Source organism: Gallibacter intestinalis, assembly GCF_014982745.1.
Taxonomy (GTDB): domain Bacteria; phylum Bacillota; class Clostridia; order Peptostreptococcales; family Anaerovoracaceae; genus Gallibacter; species Gallibacter intestinalis.
The window spans coordinates 188356-210797 of record NZ_JADCKA010000002.1; the positions used below are offsets into that span (position 1 = coordinate 188356).

Consider the following 22442-nt stretch of genomic DNA (forward strand, 5'->3'; position numbering starts at 1 on the left):
TTTAATGCAAAATGTAATATAATATCTCCCATGGAAAAGAAAAAAATAATGATAATAACTTCATATATTGAAGGCGAAAAGGACAAAATAGACGAGCTTATAAGGGATACCGCTGCAGATTTTATAATCTGTGCAGACGGCGGAGTTGTTTATGCCGAACGAGCAGGAATAACTCCAGATCTTATAGTAGGTGATTTTGATTCTCTTGGTCATGCTCCCAAAGGTGACAATGTTATAAAAGTTCCGGTGGAAAAGGATGATACCGATCTTCAGCTGGCCCTATCCCTTGCCATTGAAAACCATGCAAAAGAAATCACAATCATAGGAGGCATAGGCGGTCGGGTAGATCACACCATAGGAAACATCCAGAACATCGTTCATTATTCTGAAAACGGTGTGGAAATAAATATGATTGACCCAATGCAGAGCATAACAGTACAAAGACCCGGCACCAGAATATATAAAGGCGGCGCCGGAATGAAATTTTCTGCTTTTGCTCATACCCCTGAGGTAACAGGCCTTACCTATAAGGGTGCTTACTATCCTTTAAATAACCACACTATCACAAATTCCTTTCCCCTGGGAATAAGCAACGAATTTGTAGACAGTCAAATAGAAGTAAGCTTCAAAACAGGCATTTTGATAGTTGTAAGGACTTTGCTTTAGTGCAATCATATGTCCTTTAAACAGTTGACAGTTCCATTAGTGATGCTATAATTAAATTATAGTTGTTATAATTTTAACAAAGCAAAGAGGAAAGGAAATAACTATGTTCGAAACTATCAAGTATGAAACAAAGGACGGTATCGTTCTGATTACTGTCAACCGCCCTCAGGCGCTGAATGCTTTAAATCCGCAGGTGCTGGACGAACTGTATAAGGCCTTTGAGCAGTTTGAAGCTGACGAAAACGCAGATGTGGCTATTCTTACAGGTGAAGGAAGAGCCTTTGTTGCAGGTGCCGACATCGTTGCCATGAGCACAATGTCCACACTTGAAGGTAGAAACCTGGGTATAAAGGGCCACAAGCTTATGAATTACATGGAAAACATAGAAAAGCCAATTATCGCGGCTGTAAACGGCTTTGCCCTCGGTGGCGGATGTGAGCTTGCCATGGCATGTGATATAAGAGTTGCTTCTTCAAAGGCAAAATTTGGACAGCCTGAAGTAGGCCTCGGAATTATACCTGGCTTTGGCGGAACTCAGAGACTGCCAAGACTTGTTGGCAGAGGAATGGCTAAATATCTCATTTTCACTGCTGACACAATTGATGCCCAGGAAGCTCTGAGAATTGGTCTTGTAGAAAAGGTTGTTGAACCTGATGCTCTTATGGACGAGGTTTGTGGCATCGCTAAGAAGATTTCTGCCAAGGCACAGCTGGCAATCGGACTTGCCAAATCAGCAATAAATGACGGTTACAATCTCGACATGAAGATTGCTTCAAAGATTGAAATCGAATCCTTCGGTCAGCTTTTCTCAACAGAAGACCAGAAGGAAGGAATGTCCGCTTTCTTAAACAAGACAAATGCAGCATTCAAGAAAAAATAAAGATTATCGAACAAAAACAAACAAAACGGGACCTATCTTGGGTCCCGTTTTTATGCGATTTTATAATCAGTTATTTTGCTGAAAGAAGTTCATGTATGCCCTTGGCACCAGCTTTACCTGCACCCATGGCAAGGATTACTGTAGCAGCTCCTGTTACTGCATCACCACCGGCAAATACATATGCCTTTGATGTCTGTCCGTTTTCTTCATCAGCAACAATACACTTTTTCTTATTTGTTTCAAGTCCGTTAGTAGTAGAAGCTATCAATGGATTTGGTGAAGTACCCAAAGACATGATAACTGTATCCACTTCTATTTCATATTCGGAGCCTGCAACTTCAACCGGTCTTCTTCTTCCTGATTCATCAGGTTCGCCAAGTTCCATTTTTATAACCTTCATGCCCTTTACCCAGCCGTTATCATCAACAAGGATTTCTTTAGGGTTTCTCAGAAGATCAAAGATAACTCCTTCTTCTTTGGCATGATGCACTTCTTCGACTCTGGCAGGAAGTTCTGCTTCACTTCTTCTGTAAACAATGTGAACCTCTGCACCAAGTCTTAAAGCTGTTCTTGCAGCATCCATAGCAACGTTTCCGCCACCTACTACTGCAACCTTCTTACCTGCAACAATAGGAGTATCATAGGAATCGTCAAAGGCCTTCATAAGATTACTTCTTGTCAGATATTCGTTGGCAGAAAAAACGCCGTTAGCAGTTTCACCAGGAATACCCATAAACATAGGAAGTCCTGCGCCGGAACCGATAAATACAGCCTCAAAATCCTCTTCTTCGATAAGCTGATCAATTGTTGTGGATTTACCGATTACTACGTTTGTTTCAAACTTAACGCCCAGTTCTCTAACCTTTTCGATTTCCTTTTTAACTACCTTTTCCTTAGGCAGACGGAATTCAGGAATACCGTATACAAGCACGCCGCCCAGTTCATGGAGAGCTTCAAATACTGTAACTTCGTATCCCAGCTTTGCCAAATCTCCTGCGCAAGTAAGTCCTGAAGGGCCTGAACCTATTACAGCAACCTTATGGCCGTTTGTCTTTTCAGCCTTCTTTGGTTTAATGTCGTTTTCAAGAGCATAGTCTGCAACAAATCTTTCCAGCTTACCGATTGATACAGGATCCCCCTTAATACCTCTAATGCACTTGCATTCGCACTGGGATTCCTGAGGACATACTCTTCCGCAGATTGCAGGAAGTGCTGAAGATTCGCCTATTACCTGATAAGCTCCTTCAATATCTCCTTCCTTAACCTTGCTTATAAAGCCCGGAATATTTATAGATACCGGACAACCTTCTATACACTTAGCATTTTTACAGTTAAGACATCTGGCGGCTTCTTCCATTGCCTCTTCCAGATTGTAACCGTAACAAACTTCTTCGAAATTCTTTGCTCTTTCCTTAGGATCCTGCTCTCTAACAGGAACTCTCTTTAACATATCTGCCATCAGTTGTCACCTCCGCAATGTCCACATCCGCCGTGATGTGTATCACCTTCCTGCAATTTGAGCAGAGCTCTTCCTTCTTCTGTTTTATACATTGCCTGTCTCTTCATAGCTTCGTCGAAGTTAACAAGATGTCCGTCAAATTCAGGGCCATCAACACATGCAAACTTAATTTCATCGCCCACATGCAGACGGCATGCTCCGCACATACCAGTTCCGTCAACCATGATAGGGTTCATGCTGACAATTGTCGGAATACCTAAATCTTTTGTCATCAGGCATGCAAACTTCATCATTATCATAGGACCTATTGCTACGCAGAGGTCGTACTTTTTACCTTCTTCTTTAACCAGCTGTTCAAGCTTTGTTGTAACCATACCAGAATGTCCATAAGATCCGTCATCAGTACATGGATAGTAGTTACCGGATACAGCCTTCATCTCATCCTCAAGAATAAGCATATCCTTTGTCTTGGAGCCTACAATAACATCCACATCAATGCCGTGCTGTTTCATCCATTTTACCTGAGGATATACCGGTGCTGCTCCTACGCCTCCTCCGATGAAGAGAATGTTCTTTTTCTTCAGCTCTTCGATGTCCTCATTCACAAATTCCGATGGACAACCGAGCGGACCTGTAAAGTCGCGGAAGCTATCTCCTGCCTTAAGGTCAGCCATTCTCTTAGTGGAAGCGCCAACCGTCTGGAAAACGATTGTTACTGTACCTGCTTCAGCGTCGTAATCACAGATTGTCAAAGGAACTCTTTCGCCCTTTTCGTCAATCTTTACGATTACGAACTGTCCCGGTTCGCAATGCTTTGCTACACGAGGAGCTTCCACATTCATGAGGTAAATGTTTTCGGCCAGCTTTTTAGCCTCTAAAATTTTATACATTTCCGTCCTCCCTGATATAATAAAAAATTTAAAGCATAAGCTATGTTAATATTTTGTCAATATCAATTATATAACCCTTCCATTTATATAGCAATGCTTTTTTGTCAAATTTCAGCTATCAGCATCTCAAGAGCCAGTTGACCCTCAAGAAGTCCACTTTTAATTCTCGTATCAGTGGTATATGCCACCGATAAAATCCTCTTTAAATCCGAAATGCTATAGCTTCTTGCAAAATCCAAAGCCTTCTGCACTCTGTATTCATGTGCTTTCAATGCTTTCTTGATTTCACCTATTCTAAGTCCTCCTTCACTCATTTCTTTGGCCTGAAGCATAAGTTCAAGCTGAGAAATCACAGAGGCGAGAAGTTTAAAACGGTCTGTACCCGATAAAAGCAGCTGATGCAAAAGATCAAAGGCCTTATCCTTTCTGTTTCCGCTTATGACATCAAGCAATGTAAAAACGCCGTGCTCTAAATTATCGGAAATTCCGCTTCTTATGTCATCTAAAGTTATTTCATCACCGCTCAAAGCGATAATTTTTTTTAAGTCTCCTTGTAGATTATACAGATTATAATCTATATCCTTATTGAGATAGCCACTCTCATTTATAAGAGTAGTGATTATTCCCCTTGAAACATTCTTATCGGCCGCCTTAAATCTTTTGGATACAAATCCCTCCAGCTCTTCTCTGTAGAGAGGTCCAAACTCATATAAGGATGCTTTTTCAGCCAAGCGTTTATCCGCTTCTTTGCAGGTTATTACAAGAAGTACCGTTGAAGGCATGTCTTTAGCATAATCTGCAAGCTCAGATGCAAATTCTCCGTTGTAATGCTTTAAAAGAACTATTTTCCTTTCAGAAAGCATAGGTGATGTTTCACAGCTTGTAATAATATCGTCTGGTTGGGCAAGTTCAAGGTTTATTACATCAAGATCAAGGGCCTTTGTTACCGGATTTATATATTTTTCAATGAGCATTTCGCAGGCCCAGCTGGAAAGATATTCTTCTTCACCGCAAAAAAGGACAAGTTCACCGAATTTGTCCTCCTTAAGGTCCCTTTGAAACCTTCTGAAATCATGTTCTTTTTTTTGCTTGCCATAAAATGCCATTATAAACTGTCCGTTTCTATTGAAAGCGAATTATCCTTTGATTACCGTTACTTTTTTATAACGGCCATTTGAAATAATAAAGCCTATTGCACCGTCTTCATCGTTTCTGTTTATGATTATACACTTATTTTGATACTTTTCAATAACCTTAGGAGAAGGGTGACCGTAATTATTTTTACCCACCTGAAATACAGCCTCCTTAGGAGAAACCCTCTCTATAAATTCATCACCGGAGCTTCCTGCACTGCCATGATGTGGCACTTGCAAAACATCTGCTTTCAAATCGCCTTTAAGCTCATTTTCAACTTCAGTATCTATATCACCGGTTACAAGAAATGTAAGCCCATCCAGATTTACCTTAAAAACTAGGCTTCGTATATTTTCATCACCTGCATCATATTCCCTTTGATACTCTTTAGGTCTCTTTCTGTCCGGTGCAATTATATCTGCCGTGAGATTATCACCGCATTGTAATCTATCGCCTCTGGCAAGAAAAATAAAATCTGAGGTTTCCATATTGCATTCTTCTGCCAATTTGTCTTCAATTGCCTTATTTCCCTCATAAAAAGCAATTTTTTCTATCATACCATCGGCTGCAAGGCTTTTTATTCCCAGATAATGATCGTTATCAAGATGCGTAACAACAGCCACATCTATTTTTTTAACGCCGTTTTTTAAAAGCGTCGGTTTCACCGTCTTAATACCAGTATCATAAGCCGGACTACCTCCGCCATCCACAAGCATGGTCCTACCGTCCTCGCTTTTGAAAAGCATACAGTTACCTTGCCCCACGTCTATAAACATCACATCTGCGTTTTCAAAACCATCTCTTTCTGCTATCTGAAGGAAGCTGCAGCCTACCAAAATAACGATAATAATAGATGCAATTCTTCTATACTTCTTTCTAGAAAAGGAAACCATAATATCCTCGCTTAAAAGCATAAAGAAAAGACCATAAAAAAGCATCACAGTAAATATCGACGGACTTACCGTATCAAAAGTGCCTATTCCCTCCATATAGGTATAAGAATTGGATTTTAGCATCATATCGGTAACTTGTTCCATAAGGTTGCCATAAAACTGTGGTATGTAACCTATGCTCAATGTCATAAAAAGGGCAACTATTCCCATTGGAAGTAGCCAAGATGATATTAAAGTCACTGGAACGTTTGCAATAAAAGCTGTAAACGAAAAATAATTGAAGTTATAGCAGATATAAACTGACATGGCAGACTGAATTGTCAAAACAGGCAGCAAAGTGTTTTTCACAACCTTCTTCATTGGAATGTTTTTAAATCTTATAAGTGCCGCTGCCATAATAAAAATAGCAAGAAATGACATTTGAAAGCCGCTGTGAAATAGGCTGTATGGATTCATAAATAAAAGTAGCAACACTGAAAACGCTCCTGAATTCATTAGATCATATCTTCCATGAATCAATTTACCTATAATGTTCACAGTTATCATAACGAAAGCTCGCATTATAGACGGTGTAAAGTCCGATAAGGCAGCGTATATAAACAAAAGCAATATAACTGTAATGTTTGTTACTTTCTTTCTTCCTGCGCTTAAAACCACCGCCAGCATACCGTAAAGCAAGCTCATATGAAGTCCAGAAACCGCCAAAAGATGTGCTGTTCCGTTTTTCTGAAACTCATTGTAGATATCATCATCCATCTCATCCTTTACACCGAACATCATAGCTTTCATAACTCCGGCAGTCTTTGAATCCATCACGTTTTTTATTTCTTGGCTAAAATCATATCTAATTTTATCTGTTAGGGCTAAAAACCTTTCAATAATGCCTTTATATTCTTCGTTTACAATTTGCAGGCTGTCTGCCGTCATTGTATAAGCAACTCCTCTGCTTTTCAGATAAATGGAATAATCAAAGCAACCTGGATTTCGAACTCCCGCAGGCTTTTCAAGTTCTCCTGTAACTTCAACCTCCCTTCCCGCCAGCCGCTTTTCAACTTCCCCATAATAAGCAATCTTTATTTTGACGCCTGAATCAGTATACAGAAAAAAGTCATGCTTTTCCTGTCCGTAGCTGCTTTCACCTTCCGTAACATATCTTGCTGAGCCTTTTAAAGTCATCTCCTGGCCCACCTTATCTTCCATACCCGTCATAGCATTATTGAAATATATTAAAAGAAAAAATCCTGCTAAAGCCCAGATTATGCTCTTTTTCATTTCAGCGGGAAGTAAGATGACAGCAAAAATAAAAGGTATGCCAATTATCAAAGGCGATATCCCAGATAATAGATAATTTCCTGCCATTATTCCGACACATAAAAAAATTGCGGGAAGCACAAGAGGTCGTCTCATACAGTTTCCGTATCTTTCCCGCATTTATATGGTATATTTATTACCATATTTTGTCAATTCCTTTTGTGAACACATGCTACATAAAAGTAAAATATCCTTCCAACCCGTTGCAAATGTGGTATAATAGATTGGTATATAATTATTCTGAGAAAGGATGAGAATATGGTAAAGAAAGTCTTGAAATGGGTCGTTATGTTCGGTATTGCCATGTGCGTATTCGTATGGATTTACGCTTTTACGGTAATAGCCAACACACCTAAGATAGACCCTGATAACATCTACGACTATCTTCCCGAAAGCTCAGTGCTTTTAGATGACCAGGGAGAAGTTATAGAGAGTCTCTATCTTGACGGCAGTAACAGGACAAATATAAGTTACGACGAAATGCCTGAAGATCTTATCAATGCGGTAGTAGCCATAGAAGATAAGACCTTCTGGAAACATCACGGCTTTAATATTACACGAATATTCGGAGCCATAAAGGAAAGCCTCACCTCTGGTGGCGGTATCAGCGGTACAAGTACGATTACTCAGCAGCTGGCCAGAAACGTATATCTTTCCGAAACAAAGAGCGTTCGTTCTTTAAGCAGAAAAATATCCGAGGCCTACTATACCGTAATACTTGAATCAAACCTCACCAAGGAAGAGATAATGGAAGCATATCTTAACTCCATTTACCTTGGCAATAATTCATACGGAGTACAGTCGGCAGCGCAATCCTACTACAATAAGGACGCTAAGGATCTAGACCTAGTAGAATGCGTTTCTCTAGCAGCCTTGCCAAAGGCACCGGACAGCTATGCCCTTGTTAAGAAAAGAGATGCAGCGGAAGGTGATGCCGGTCTTGAAGAAAGCCAGCCGGTAATATATGAAAACTCCGACTATATCTATTATTACAACGGTGATGCTTCCAAGGACAGAAGAGAGGCAACACTAAGACTCATGGAAGAGCAGGGATATATAACTGCCGAAGAACATGAAAAGGCTCTTGCTACAGATCTTAAGGATAAATTGGATGTGGTTGCTTCAAGCGCTTCCAGCGGAACATCTTACTTTGTCGACTACATGATTGAGCAGGTTACCGATAACCTTATAGAAAAGTATAACTATACAGCTCAGGAGGCCAGAGAAAAAATCTACTCCGGTGGACTGCGCATATATACTTCTCTGAACAGTAAAGCTCAGAAGGCTGTAGAAGATGCATTTGCAAACAACTATAACTTCCCGAGCAATACAAATATAAATTACGATGGCAACGGAAATATCATCGGGTCCAACGGTCAGATAACCCTTTACGATTATGACAATTACTTCAACAGTAAAGGCACATTCACCCTCTCCAAGAGTGAATATAAGGAAATCGATGGAAACCTGATTCTCCTTGCAGGAAAGAGATTGAACTTCTACTCTACTTCTTACAACGGAGTGCAGGATTACAACATTGAATTCAAAGATATGTATGAATTCAAAGACAGAGCTCTCTACAGTATTGAAGGCGGCGTTATAAATGTTCCTGCCCAGTACAAGAGCCTGGATGAAGACGGTAATCTGGTAATTGACAGCTCATTCTTTGGAAGCAAAGATCAAACCAAGGGCTTCTTTGTAAAGAGTGGAGACAGCTATACAGTAGATAAATCATGCTACACCCTGAGAGCCAGCGTAAGACAGCCTCAGGCAGCAATGGTAATCACCGACTATAAAACCGGTGAAATAAAAGCCATGGTTGGAGGAAGAGGCACTTCAGGAAGAATGCTTTACAACAGAGCAATCAATCCTCGTCAGCCTGGTTCCTCAATCAAGCCTCTGGCAATTTACTCCTCTGCTCTTCAGCAGGGTTATGAAGCAGCTGAAGCAGGTACACCGATGAGCTTTACAGAATTTGACAGCAAAACAAATTCAAAATACTACGGTGACTATTGGACAGCCTCCAGCGGTATAAATGACGCTCCTATTAAATACAACGGCAAGGACTGGCCAAAGAACTGGTATGACGGCTATAAGGGCGAAATGACCATGAGAAAGGCTGTTGAACAGTCTGTAAATACTACTGCCGTTCGTGTTTATCAGCAGGTTGGCAGCGACTATGCCATAGAACAGCTTAAAAAGTTTGGTATATCAACCGTTGTGGAAGACGGTTCTGTAAACGATAAGAACCCTTCTGCTCTTGCCCTCGGAGGTATGACTAAGGGTATTTCTCCTCTTGAAATGAGTGGAGCCTTCGGTACAATTGCCAACGGTGGTACCCGCGTCGATTCAATTACCTATACAAAGGTTGAAGATAAACACGGTGAATTGGTGCTTGAAACAGATCCTCAGAGCACTGAAGTTCTGGATGAAGGCGTAGCCTTTGTAACTCAGGATATCCTAAGAACTACCGTAACAAACGGTATAGCTGCAAACGCTCAGGTATCCGGACAGACTACAGCCGGAAAAACAGGTACAACTTCCGACTCCATGGATATCTGGTTCTGTGGATTTACGCCTCAGTATTCAGCAGCATTATGGATTGGTAATGATGTAAATATAACAATAGATGCTACCTCTGATGCCGTTGCATCCCTGTGGAGCACAATTATGACTAAGGCAACTTCAGGTATGGACGGTTCCCTCAAATCACAGCCTGACAATGTAAAGAAGATTGACGGTGAATATTATGTAACAGGCACCGAAGCAGGCAGAACATTTGATGCTTCTATGGACGAAGAAAAGAAGAAGAAAGAAGAGGAAGAAAAGAAGAAGAAGGAAGAGGAAGAAAAGAAAAAAGCTGAAGAAGAAGCTAAAAAAGAACAAGAACAGCAAGAGCAACAGACTCCTCCTGATAGCGGTAATACAGGTGAAACTCCTGACAGCGGAAATACAGGTAATACCGGTTCCGACAGCGGACAGACTCCTGTTATCCCGCCTGTATCAAGGGAAGAACTGTACGAATACCTGTCTCAATTTATATCAGCTTAATTCAAGACACAACAAAGCGGATACCAATATGGTATCCGCTGATTTTTTAGGGTTATAGCCAATTTTTTATATTCTTTTTAAGCCTTACATTAACTATAGCTCCATTTCATACATAATCATGGCAACTGCCACAATACCCGCTGTTTCTGTGCGTAAAATAGTCTTTCCCAGTGAAGCACTTAAAGCACCACTTTCACATAGTCTTTGAGCCTCACTGTCGGAAAATCCGCCTTCTGGACCTATGACTACTGCAATGTTCCTTATATCTTCTCCTTCAAATGACTTAAGAACCTTTTTTAAAGTGTCCTTTTCCTCATTTTCATAGGGAAAAATCACCTTGTCAAACCCATCTAAGCTTTTTAACATGCCGTTGAAATCTACCGCAGATAAAACTTCAGGTATAGTTCCTCTTTTACACTGCTTTGCGGCTTCCTGAGCAATAGTATTATATCTTTTTACTTTCTTATCGTATTTACCGTTATCGGTAACAACACAGCGACTCATAAACACAGGAACAATCTCTATAACACCCAGCTCCGTGTTTTTCTGAACTATCGTCTCCATCTTACCCTGTTTTGGTACGCCCTGAAACAGAGTGATGTTAATCTCAGGCTCTCTGGCAAAGGACTGCTTATCCAAAATTCTTAATACAATCGATTCATCGTTGATTTCGATTATCTCACAGTTATATTCCCATCTGACAGAGTCGGAGATATCAAGAATATCTCCTACCTTCATTCTGAGAACCTTTGAGATATGCGATATATCCTCGGGTGCGGTTATTCTTATAAATTCATCAGATACCGCATCTGGTGTGACAAAAAATCTTCTCATAAACAGTTTCCCTATCGTGCTAAAATGGCACACCATTCTCCTTTTTTCATGACTTTAACGGTTTCAAATCCAGCCTTATCTAGAGCTTTAATAACCATATCCTTCTTTTCCACCAGTATTCCCGATGAAATAAATACTCCCTCAGGCAGCATATGTTCTCTGACTGAAGATATAAGCATTACTACCATTTCAGCCATAAGATTTGCCACTACAATATCCGCACGAAAATCTATACCCTTTGTCAAATCCCCTTCTATAAATCTGACATTGTCGCCACATTCGTTAGCCTCGGCATTCTCAATGGCAACCTCCACTGCTGACGGATCTATATCAACTCCCAATATATCAGAAGCTCCCAAAAGATCTGCGGCAATAGCCAGAATGCCAGATCCTGTGCCTATATCAAGTACCTTTTTACCCTCACATCCTGCTTCATCCATAAGAACGGCACACATAGAGGTTGTAGCGTGGTCGCCGGTACCAAAGGCCATTCCCGGATCCAACTCAAGGATTTTCTTAGTATTATTTTCAGGAACAGGCTCCCAAGAAGGCTTAACAATGATGTTATCAGTAAGATCAATGGTCTTAAAGTGCTCCTTATATGAATCCTTCCACTGACCGTCATCTACCACTGTCGTTTCTATTTCCAGGCGTCCTAAAACTCTTTCTCCATCCTCTTTTTCCATATGAGTGACAGCTTCCTTAACCATATTTAACAGCTTTCTGCCATCCTCATCATCGGAAAGATAAAAGGTTATTTTAGGCTCTGCATTGTCATCTATAAAATCCTCATCCACATAATCCCATTCGTAATCGTGCTTTTTATCGAGTATTTCATGGGCCGTTTCAGGACTTTCAACCACTGTCTGGTCTATATTAAAACGCATGAGGAGCCCTGTAAGCTCCTCAATGCCTGTATCCGTTGTATATATCTGCGTCTGAAGATATCTCATTTAGCAAATCTCCTCGACTATTTCCTTAATTTCCTTATGAGTTGCTTCCTTAGCGTGTTCATCGATTACAACTCTGTACTTATCAGAGTGAGTCAAGCAGCCAGCTCCGCCTATACATCCGCCGCTACATGCCATACCTTCAATAAGGTTATTTTTAAGAACATTCTTAGAAGCTCTAAGAAGTGTCATCTTACACTTATCAAGACCTTCGCAAGCAATAGGATCAGCTTGGAAATCAGAACCCTGTTCCTTCAGTGCTTCACATACTGCCTCTGCAACACCGCCTGATCTTGCAAACTGACGACCAAATCCTGTAGCATCGTCCAGTTCATCTTCAGGAAGACTTTCAAGTTCAATATCCCTGCTATCTATAAGGGCGATAAGCTCTTCAAATGTAAGAGCACTATCTATATAATCCTTTACAGTATCCTGTCTTATTTCAGCCTTTTTAGCTGTACATGGTCCGATAAATACATTTACGCATTCAGGATCCTTTTCCTTAAGAATCAGACCTAACTGAGCCATAGGTGAAAGGTTGCTTGAAATGTTTGGAGCTATTTCAGGATAATTTATCTTGACATATCTTACAAATGCCGGACAGCAGGAAGTAGTAAGGAATCCCTTTTCTTCCAGTTCCTGAGCTTCCTTATACGCAACCACATCGGCGCCCTGAGCAGCTTCATATACATTATAAAATCCAAGTTCTTTAATTGCCGTAACAACCTGTCCAAGACTTACATCTTCAAACTGTGATGCAAAGGCAGGTGCGATTATTGCATTAACCTTGTACTTAGTATTGTTTTCGCTTTCTTTTATCAGTTTGATTACTTCAGTTATATATGACTTATCAACTGTTGCACCGAACGGACACTGTGTCATACAAGCTCCGCAGGAAGTACATTTATCGTTGTTGATTTCGGCTTCTCCTGTTTCAGACATGTGAATTGCATCAGCCTTACATGCCTTTTCACATGGTCTTTTAAAGTTGTTTATAGCAGAATACGGACATGCTTCAGCACACTTACCGCATTCAACACATTTTGTCTTATCAATCTTTGCCCTGTTATCAGGACCAAAAGTTATAGCATTAACTCTGCAGGCAGCGGCACACTTATGAGCAAGACAGCCTCTGCAAAGGTCTGTTACCACATGTCCTGCTTCCGGACATTCATCACATACTATATCTATTACTTCAATAATATTCGGATTGTTTTTATTTCCGCCTAAAGCTATTTTAATTCTTTCAGCAACCTTAGCTCTGTCCTTATATATACAGCAGCTGGTAGACGGCTCGCCTTTCTTTACAATCTTTGCGGCGATATCATCAAATACGGAAAAAATTTCTTCGCCGGCCCAGGAATGTCTTGCAACTTCCCTCAGAACCTTGTATTTCATAACCTGAACATTTGAATCAAAATTTCTCATTAAATCGATACCCCTTGTTATACTCCTTAAAAGGGGGCACAAATATCCATCTGCGCCCCTTAAAAGAATATCAGTGTTTAATTAACTTATTTTGTAGAAGCGTCGTACAGAGCTTCAGCATCATCCCACATTTCGATGATCAGTGGAACGATCTTGTAAAGGTCTCCTACGATACCAAAGTCAGCAACTTCGAAGATAGGAGCATCTGCATCCTTGTTGATTGCAACAATGAAGTCAGATGTCTGCATACCTGCCAGATGCTGGATAGCACCGGAGATACCGCATGCGAAGTAGATTTTAGGCTTAACTGTAGTACCAGTCTGACCTACCTGGTGAGAATGATCAATCCAACCAGCGTCTACTGCCGCTCTGGAAGCACCAACTACACCGCCAACCTTGTCAGCGAATTCCTTGATGAGCTTAAATCCGTCTTCGTTACCAAGACCTCTACCACCGGAGCAGATGATTTCTGCATCAGTAAGAGATACCAGTTCCTTAGTGGACTTAACGATTTCAACGATTTCAGTTCTGATGTCGGAAGCTGCGATTGTTGGCTTGTATTCAACCAGTTCACCCTTTGCTCCTTCAACAGGTTCTCTCTTCTGCATTACGCCAGGTCTTACTGTGGACATCTGCGGTCTAGTCTTAGGGCAGATGATTGTAGCCATCAGGTTACCACCGAATGCTGGACGAGTCTGCTTGATTCCAGTGCTTGGATCGTTAGGATCCAGTGTGGATGTATCAAGAGTTGTGTTCTTCTTTGCGTATTCAATGTAGCTTGATACTCTTACGTCAAGTCTTGTACAGTCAGCTGTCAGACCTGTGTTGCATCTTGCTGCGATTCTTGGAGCAAGGTCTCTACCGATGTGAGTAGCTCCGTAAAGAACGATTTCTGGCTTGAACTCGTTGATAGCGTCAGTTATTACCTTTGCATATCCATCAGTTGTGTAGTTCTTCAGCAGTGGATCCTGGATCAGGATTACTTCATCAGCGCCGTATGCATAGCATTCGTCAGCCAGGTGAGCAACACCATCACCAACTACTACTGCACAAAGCTTAGTTTCATCGCTGATTTCCTTAGCCAGTCTCTTACCTTCTCCGATAAGTTCCAGAGCAACGTTCATCAGTTTGCCGTCTCTCTGTTCTGCGAATACCCAAATATCTTTGTATGCGCTCAGATCAACAACATCTTCATCTTCAGTCTTTTCGATAGCTTCGAACGGACATTTGCTTACGCAGACACCGCAGGCAGTACAAGCGCTGCCGATTTCAGCTACCTTGTCTTTCATTGTGATCGCGCTGAAAGGACAAGCTTTAACGCAAATCCCGCAACCTTTACATTTATCTTTGATTACATTAATTGCCATTTTAACTTACTCCTCCCTTAACTAAATTACATGCTTTCCTTTAAGGCCGATAAGAAGTTTTTCAACAACTTCTTTGTCACTGTTTCCTGTCAGGATCTCACCTTTTCCCTTAGGAGCAGGTGTGAACGAACGGAATACGTTTGTAGGAGAAGCTTCCAGACCTACTGTATCCAGATCAACTTCTACATCCGCTGCGCTCCATACATGCATAGGTTTTTCCTTTGCGGAGAAGATACCTTCAATAGTCATATATCTTGGAGTGTTGAGTTCCTTAATAGCAGTCAGCATGCACGGCAGTTTAACCTTGATGATTTCGTAACCGTCTTCCATGTTTCTCTTAACTGTTACTTCGCTCTTGTCTGCGCTCAGAGTACATTCTTCAACGTAAGTAACCTGAGGAAGATCAAGCTTTTCAGCGATCTGAGGACCAACCTGAGCTGTATCTCCGTCGATGGCCTGTCTGCCTGCGAATACCAGGTCAAACTTCTTGCCCATTTTTTCTTCTGCTTTCTTGATAGTAGCAACAAGAGCATTAGATGTAGCCTGAGTATCGGAACCGCCGACAGCTCTGTCACTGATCAGTATGCTTTCATCAGCGCCCATTGCGATACATTCCATCAGCATGTCCTGAGCCTGAGGAGGTCCCATGGAAACTACTGTTACATGAACGTCATCAAATTCATCCTTGATTTTCAGTGCTTCTTCAAGAGCGTTCGCATCGTCGTTGTTCAGGATGCTTGGAACACCTTCCCTGATCAATGTGCCTGTTTTAGGATTGATTTTGATAACATTTGTATCAGGAACCTGCTTCGCACATACTAAAATATTAAATGCCATTTTAATTCCTCCTTAATACTATTTGCCAATTACCGCTGCGGAAATTACCATTTTCTGAACTTCCGAAGTTCCCTCGTAAATCTCGGTGATCTTCGCGTCTCTCATCATTCTTTCCACAGGATAGTCTTTTGTGTAACCATATCCACCGTGAAGCTGTACGGCTTTAGTGGTTACATACATCGCGGTCTCAGCCGCGAACAGCTTAGCCATCGCTGCATTCTTACCGTATGGAAGGTGTCTGTCCTTCATATCGGCAGCCTCATAAACGAGAAGTCTTGCCGCCTCGATACGTGTAGCCATTTCAGCGATTTCAAACTGTAAAGCCTGGAACTGAGAAAGTTTCTTTCCAAACTGTTTACGGGCTTTCATATACTCAACTGTTACATCCAGAGCGCCCTGAGCAATACCCAGTGCCTGTGATGCGATACCGATTCTGCCGCCATCCAGTGTGGACATGGCAACCTTAAATCCTTCTCCAATGTTGCCCAGCAGTCTGTCCTTAGGTATCTTGCAGTTCTGGAATATCAGTTCTGTTGTTGAAGATGCACAAATACCCATCTTGTCTTCAGTCTTACCGATAGAAAATCCTTCGTCTGTCTTTTCTACGATAAAGGCGCTGATACCATGGTTACCCTTTGACTTATCAGTCATGGCCATTACCACAAATACATCGGCATATCCACCGTTTGTGATAAATACCTTGGCTCCGTTTATCAGCCAATAATCTCCCATGTCTTCAGCTCTTGTCTGCTGTCCGGAAGCGTCTGTTCCGGCATTAGGTTCTGTCAGACCAAAGGCTCCGAGCTTCTTACCGCTCAAAAGATCCGGAAGATATTTTGCCTTCTGTTCGTCTGTTCCGTATGTGAAAATTGGCCAGCAGCACAGTGATGTGTGTGCAGAACATATAACGCCTGTAGAAGCGCATACTCTGGACAGTTCCTCAACTGTGATGGCATAGGAGATATGATCTCCGCCCATACCGCCTACTTCTTTAGGGAAAGGAATTCCCATAAGGCCGTATTTGCCCATTTTCTCAACGTTTTCCACTGGGAATCGATGTTCCTGATCGATTTCCGCTGCAATAGGTTCAACTTCAGCTTCAGCAAACTCTCGAACCATCTTCCTTACTGCTTCCTGCTCTTTAGTCAGTTGAAAGTTCATATGAATGCCTCCTCTTTTCTCTAATAAATATTTTACGGTACTTAATTTTACCAACCGGTACGTTAGTATTCTAGGCGTTGTTATTTTTATAACAATACCCACTAATAGTAAAACATTTTTCGCACTGGATTGCAAGCATTTTTTGAGATTTTTAGACGCTTCAAAAGGTTTTAAAATAAAAAGAAAACTCTCCGAATTTTAACCTTTCGGAAAGTTTCCATTTAATGTATACATACTTGTGTTTCAGGATTGTTAATTTTTCAACAATCCCGTCATTATCGAGGATAAATATCAACAGTTTCCACTGATGCAACAGCATCTTCGACTAGCTTATCAACATCCAGTAATGACTCGGAAGCAAGTATTCTATCCAGCTTAGGTTTTGTCACCGGATGCTTTGGCAAGAATACCGTGCAGCAATCCTCATATGGCTGAATGGAAATATCATATGTGCCTATATCCTTTGCAATTTCCATAATATCAACCTTATCCAAAGCTATAAGAGGTCTCATAACCGGGATATCCACCGCTGCATCTGTGCATATCAGTGAATGGGATGTCTGACTTGCAACCTGCCCCAGGCTTTCGCCTGTGATAAGCATGCCGCAGCCGTTTTTCATTGCAATCTCCTGGGCGATTTTCATCATAAATCTTCTCACCAGTATGGTTGTTTCCTCTTCGGGACAGTTTTGTACAATCTGTTCCTGTATAGGAAGTAGATTAACCACATGCATCTTAAATCTGCTGCAATATATCGCCAACTTGCCAGCCAGTTCCTCAACCTTTTCTCTAGCTCTCTGGCTTGTATAAGGATAAGAATGAAAATGTAATGCCTCTATCATCATTCCCCTTTTTGCCATCATAAATGCTGCAACCGGAGAATCAATACCTCCAGAAAGAAGTACCAAGCCTTTACCGTTGGTCCCTAAAGGAAGTCCTCCAAATCCCTTGATCTTTTGCTGATATATATACGCCTTATCTCTTCTGACATTTACATAAAGATACACATCTGGATCGTGAACATCGACACTTAACACCTTGCATCTTTTAAGCACTGCTCCACCTACCTGTCTTGCGATATCAGGAGATTTTACAGGGAAATTTTTGTCAGCTCTTTTTGCTTCAACCTTAAATGTCTTAACACCCTTTTCATCTATAAGTTTCTGCATATATTCAGCTGCCGTATCAAATATGTCTTCCATATTCGGAGCCGTTTCCTCGGCAGGGCTTATGGAAGCCACTCCAAATACCTTTGAAATTTCCTTAATTATTTCATCTGAAGGTATACTTTCATCAGCTCTGACAAATATAAGCCCTTCCTGTCTTGTAACCGTGGTTTTTTCAAATCTTTTAAGAAGTTTCTTTATGCGGTCCACAAGCATCTTTTCAAAGTATGACTTATTATGCCCCTTCAAAGCTGCTTCGCCGCATCTGACGATAAAAATCTTTTCCGCCAATTTATTTCCTCCTGTATTCTTTTACTTCTTTTAGCATCTTTTATCGGAAGCTGCCCAATCTTCTAAACTCTGCTACAGCATTCTTTACTCTGTCCGTTACAAAATCCATTTCTTCAACGGTATTAAATTCACTGAAGCTGAATCTGATTGCTCCATCTATTTCCTCGTCCTTCATTTTCATAGATGTAAGAACATGACTTCTGCCTTTCTTGTTGGAAGAACAAGCCGAACCTGCGGAAACAAATATACCGTCCTGCTCAAGTCTGTGAAGTATAACCTCGCTTCTTGTACCTAAAAACGATACATTGAGTATTGAATCTGCGCTATCCTCCTCAGGAGTGTTGATTCTTATATCCTTTATTTCAGAAAGAATACCGTTTCTAAGGCGTTCCTTAACTCTCTTTACATCACCTTTTCCACAAAGCTCGGCAGCAAGACCAAAGCCTACTATTCCAGGAACATTTTCAGTCCCAGATCTCATGTGCTTTTCCTGTCCTCCACCTACCATAAACGGTTCTATAACAGTTCCCTTCTTAATATAAAGAGCTCCAATGCCCTTAGGACCGTGAATTTTATGACCGCTTACACTGATAAGATCCGTAAGTGGCACTTCAACCTTACCGAAGGCCTGTACGGCATCAGTATGGAATATGGCTCCCTCAGGCTTCATATCATACATTTCTCTGATTGGCTGAATTGTTCCAATTTCATTGTTAACTGTCATAACTGAAATGAATATGACATCATCGCTTAAGGCCTGCTTGTAGGCTTCCATATCTACATGGCACTCTCTGTCCACAGGAAGATATATTGCTTCAAAGCCTTCCTCCTCAAGTCTTTTAAAAGCCTCTAAAACTGCCGGATGTTCAACTGCAGTTGTTATAATCTTATTTCCTCTTCTTTTTCTTGCGTGTGCAGCTCCGAAAATGGCAGTATTGTCTGCTTCAGTACCTCCTGATGTAAAAAATATCTCTTCCTCAAGGGCTCCCAGCTTGTCTGCCACCTGTTTTCTTGCCTTCCTTACTGCCTTTTCAGCAGTTACTCCAAGTCCATGCATAGATGAAGGGTTACCAAAATCCTCTTTAAACATTTTCACCATGATATCGGTGACTTCATCATACTGCCTTGTGGTGGCACTGTTATCCAGATATATGGTTTTCATGATCTGTCTCCTTGTTCTGCCGTTTTAAATACCGGCTTTTAATTAATAATACCGGAGATTTCTCTCCGGTATTGGTTTTCTATTTTGCGTAGTCCACAGCTCTTGTCTCTCTTACGATATTAACCTTAATCTGTCCCGGATAGTTAAGTTCCGCTTCGATTTTCTTTGCGATTTCCCTGGCCAGATAAGGCATTTCCTCGTCTTTGACCTGATCAGGTTTTGCCACGATTCTGATTTCACGTCCAGCCTGAATAGCATACGATTTTTCAACACCTTCAGTGCTGTTTGCAATTTCTTCAAGGGCTTCAAGTCTCTTGATATATGTTTCAAGAGTTTCTCTTCTTGCTCCAGGTCTTGCAGCAGAAAGAGCATCAGCTGCAGCTATAAGCACTGCTTCCATGGAAGTCGGCTCGTAATCACCGTGGTGAGATCTCATAGCTTCTATTACGGCCTGTGACTCTTTGTACTTCTTAAGTATCTCTATACCGATTTCAACATGGGTGCCTTCTTTTTCATGGTCAAGAGCCTTACCTATATCATGGAGAAGTCCAGCTCTCTTTGCCAGTGTAACATCAAGTCCGAGTTCTCCAGCCATAAGACCTGCCAGATGAGCAACTTCTTCACTGTGTTTAAGAACATTCTGACCGTAGGAAGTTCTGTACTTGAGTCTTCCAAGAAGCTTAATCAGTTCAGGATGCAGATTGTGAATGCCCAGATCGAAAGTAACCTGTTCTCCGGCTTCCTTTATTATATTTCTTACTTCCTTTTCAGACTTAGCCACCATTTCCTCAATTCTTGCCGGATGAATACGACCGTCAACAATGAGTTTTTCAAGGGTAAGTCTTGCAATTTCCCTTCTTACAGGGTCAAAACCAGAAAGTATAACCGCCTCTGGAGTATCATCGATGATAAGCTCAATTCCTGTTGCCGTTTCAATGGCTCTGATGTTTCGACCTTCTCTACCTATGATTCTACCCTTCATTTCTTCATTAGGAAGAGGTACAACCGATACGGTGCTCTCTGCCACATGATCTGCGGCACATCTCTGTATAGCTCCTGTAATTATCTCTTTAGCCTTTTTATCGGCTTCTTCCTTGGCTCTAGATTCTATATCCTTTATAAGCATGGAAGCTTCGACCTTTATGTCGCTTTCAATGCTTGCCAGAAGGATTTCCTTAGCTTCCTCCTTTGTATAACCTGAAATCTTTTCAAGTTCCTCCACCTGCTTCTGGTGCAGAACCTCAAGTTCTTTTTTCTTCTTATTCAGGTCCTCTTCCTTATCTGTAATGCTTTGTTCTTTTCTTTCGATATTTTCAAGTTTTCTGTCTATGGTTTCTTCCTTCTGCACCAGTCTGTTTTCGGCTTTGGAAATTTCGTTTCTTCTTTCTCTTATTTCCTTTTCGGCTTCATTTTTAAGCTTTAACGCTTCTTCCTTGGCTTCCAGAAGTTTTTCCTTTTTAACTGTTTCGGACTCATGTTCCGCGTCCAAAATCAGATTTTTCGCTTTCTGTTCGGCGCTGCCGATGGCCTTTTCGCCTACGGTTTTTCTTATAAGATAGCCTGCCAGTATGCCCACAGCTATGGCAACAACTGCAACGACTATCACAATACCTGTGCTCATCGCCATTAATTCCCCCTTTCTTGAATTTGATGTATCTCAAATTTTGATTATATTTGATTGTAAATAAACAAAATCGCATTACATATATGATTATTTATTGATATAATCATACTATGATATTATAATGTCTATTATGAGTAAAAGTCAAGAATAGACTGACGCAAAGGTTGTAATAAGAAAGGAAACGGATGGGCTACATAAGAGGACTTTTCAAGAATATACCAAAGCCGCTCTACATCCTGCCCGTGGTATTCGCGGTCATAAGTATAGTTATGATGCTGTCCACCTCATATGATGACGGCATAGTGATTTCCAGAACGGTTATTGTGCAGACTGCCGCATATATTCTCGGGTTTGCGGCTGTATTTATAATATCGAGAATGAATTATTCAGTACTGGAAGAAATACAGAAGCCTCTGTACATATTTTCAGTGCTGTTTTTGCTGACTCCGTACTTACCGGTCATAGGTGTTGAGCAGTACGGTGCCCGTTCGTGGATAAACATAGGTATAACTACATTTCAGCCATCGGAAATAGTTAAGATAACCTTCGTAATTTTGATGGCAATATATCTCAACAAGCACAGGGATGAATTAAATCATCTTAAAGACTTTTTTAAAGCAGTGCTTTATGCCGCCCCTATCATTCTAATAGTATTGAAGGATGACTTCGGAAGCGCAGCGGTATTTATAATAATATTTATTGCCATGATACTTTTTGCCGGAATAGACCTTAAGCTTTTCGGTAAAATAGCTTTAGTCGCTGTAATCGCAATCCCGTTTTTATTTAAATTATTAGATGCATATCAGCAGCAGAGAATTACTGCATTTCTCTATCCTAACGATTTATCCATACCTGCCAACTACCAAGTATGGCAGTCAAAGGTTGCCATAGGTTCTGGTGGATTGTTCGGAAAAGGTCTTTTTAACGGTGAAATAAAGGATTTAGATTTTTTACCTGTAAGAAATTCTGACTTTATATTTTCTGTAATATGTGAAGAATTGGGATTTATCGGTGGTGCCATATTGATAGGCCTGCTTGTATGGTTTGTCATATCTCTTCTAAAATTATCCTTTGATGTTAAAGACGGTTTTGGTTCACTTGTCGTTATAGGATTTTTAGGAATGTTTGCTGCACAGATATTTGAAAACATCGCCATGTGTATGGGATTTATGCCGGTTACCGGTATCACTCTTCCGTTTATAAGTTACGGAGGCTCATCGATACTTTCAAATATGATCTGCGTTGGAATAATACTCAATATTGCCATAAGCAACAGAGGCGTAGCCTTTATACGCTGAAGCAATTTGATTTACTTACGAAATTAAATTACAGGAGGTA

Annotated in this window: 17 protein-coding genes; 4 read left to right on the plus strand and 13 right to left on the minus strand. The window is 41.0% G+C overall.

Features of this window, described 5'->3' with window-relative positions; all coding sequences use genetic code 11:
- Window positions 1-48 precede the first annotated feature (48 nt).
- A complete protein-coding gene (locus INF20_RS02325; protein ID WP_226384779.1) occupies window positions 49-666 on the plus strand; it encodes a thiamine diphosphokinase in 618 nt (205 codons plus the stop codon).
- Window positions 667-769: 103 nt separating this feature from the next.
- On the plus strand, window positions 770-1546 hold the full coding sequence (locus INF20_RS02330; RefSeq protein ID WP_226384780.1) for an enoyl-CoA hydratase-related protein: 777 nt from the start codon (window positions 770-772) through the stop codon (window positions 1544-1546).
- Between the two features lie 70 nt (window positions 1547-1616).
- Here INF20_RS02330 and gltA read toward each other — a convergent pair whose 3' ends face one another.
- From gltA to INF20_RS02350, 4 genes are all read right to left on the minus strand, one after another.
- The gene (gltA, locus tag INF20_RS02335; RefSeq protein ID WP_226384781.1) at window positions 1617-3005 is read right to left on the minus strand and encodes an NADPH-dependent glutamate synthase; all 1389 of its coding nucleotides are present in this window, start codon (window positions 3003-3005) and stop codon (window positions 1617-1619) included.
- The gene (locus tag INF20_RS02340) at window positions 3005-3895 is read right to left on the minus strand and encodes a sulfide/dihydroorotate dehydrogenase-like FAD/NAD-binding protein (RefSeq protein WP_226384782.1); all 891 of its coding nucleotides are present in this window, start codon (window positions 3893-3895) and stop codon (window positions 3005-3007) included. Before INF20_RS02340 ends, gltA begins: the two co-directional genes overlap by 1 nt.
- A 104-nt stretch (window positions 3896-3999) precedes the next feature.
- Window positions 4000-5001: a DNA polymerase III subunit delta gene (gene holA, locus INF20_RS02345; protein ID WP_226384783.1), complete on the minus strand. Its 1002-nt coding sequence runs from the start codon at window positions 4999-5001 to the stop codon at window positions 4000-4002.
- 30 nt (window positions 5002-5031) lie between these two features.
- Window positions 5032-7098: a DNA internalization-related competence protein ComEC/Rec2 gene (locus INF20_RS02350; RefSeq protein WP_226384784.1), complete on the minus strand. Its 2067-nt coding sequence runs from the start codon at window positions 7096-7098 to the stop codon at window positions 5032-5034.
- Between the two features lie 393 nt (window positions 7099-7491).
- Between INF20_RS02350 and INF20_RS02355 the strand changes: the two genes are divergently transcribed.
- Window positions 7492-10284, plus strand: coding sequence for a transglycosylase domain-containing protein (locus INF20_RS02355; RefSeq protein WP_226384785.1), 2793 nt, complete (start codon window positions 7492-7494; stop codon window positions 10282-10284).
- Between the two features lie 93 nt (window positions 10285-10377).
- On the opposite strand, the gene INF20_RS02360 is transcribed toward INF20_RS02355, so the two are convergent.
- The 9 genes from INF20_RS02360 to rny form a co-directional block, all read right to left on the minus strand.
- The gene (locus INF20_RS02360) at window positions 10378-11118 is read right to left on the minus strand and encodes an RsmE family RNA methyltransferase (RefSeq protein ID WP_226384786.1); all 741 of its coding nucleotides are present in this window, start codon (window positions 11116-11118) and stop codon (window positions 10378-10380) included.
- A gap of 11 nt (window positions 11119-11129) precedes the next feature.
- Window positions 11130-12071 (minus strand): 50S ribosomal protein L11 methyltransferase, encoded by a 942-nt coding sequence (gene prmA, locus INF20_RS02365; protein ID WP_226384787.1) that lies wholly within the window; start codon window positions 12069-12071, stop codon window positions 11130-11132.
- On the minus strand, window positions 12072-13496 hold the full coding sequence (locus INF20_RS02370) for a 4Fe-4S dicluster domain-containing protein (RefSeq protein ID WP_226384788.1): 1425 nt from the start codon (window positions 13494-13496) through the stop codon (window positions 12072-12074). It abuts the gene before it with no gap.
- Between the two features lie 86 nt (window positions 13497-13582).
- Entirely contained in the window at window positions 13583-14863 is a 1281-nt protein-coding gene (locus tag INF20_RS02375; RefSeq protein WP_226384789.1) for an electron transfer flavoprotein subunit alpha, read from the minus strand.
- 21 nt (window positions 14864-14884) lie between these two features.
- Window positions 14885-15700: an electron transfer flavoprotein subunit beta/FixA family protein gene (locus INF20_RS02380; protein ID WP_226384790.1), complete on the minus strand. Its 816-nt coding sequence runs from the start codon at window positions 15698-15700 to the stop codon at window positions 14885-14887.
- An 18-nt stretch (window positions 15701-15718) separates the two neighbouring features.
- On the minus strand, window positions 15719-16861 hold the full coding sequence (locus INF20_RS02385) for an acyl-CoA dehydrogenase (protein WP_226384791.1): 1143 nt from the start codon (window positions 16859-16861) through the stop codon (window positions 15719-15721).
- A 275-nt stretch (window positions 16862-17136) separates the two neighbouring features.
- A complete protein-coding gene (gene thiI, locus INF20_RS02390; RefSeq protein WP_226384792.1) occupies window positions 17137-18318 on the minus strand; it encodes a tRNA uracil 4-sulfurtransferase ThiI in 1182 nt (393 codons plus the stop codon).
- 40 nt (window positions 18319-18358) lie between these two features.
- Complete coding sequence (locus INF20_RS02395; protein ID WP_226384793.1) at window positions 18359-19480, minus strand: cysteine desulfurase family protein; 1122 nt, start codon at window positions 19478-19480, stop codon at window positions 18359-18361.
- Window positions 19481-19559: 79 nt separating this feature from the next.
- Window positions 19560-21107, minus strand: a complete 1548-nt coding sequence (gene rny / locus INF20_RS02400; protein WP_404812909.1) for a ribonuclease Y — start codon at window positions 21105-21107, stop codon at window positions 19560-19562.
- Between the two features lie 182 nt (window positions 21108-21289).
- On the opposite strand from rny, the gene INF20_RS02405 reads away from it, so the two are divergent.
- Window positions 21290-22402, plus strand: a complete 1113-nt coding sequence (locus tag INF20_RS02405) for an FtsW/RodA/SpoVE family cell cycle protein (protein WP_226384794.1) — start codon at window positions 21290-21292, stop codon at window positions 22400-22402.
- Window positions 22403-22442 lie beyond the last annotated feature (40 nt).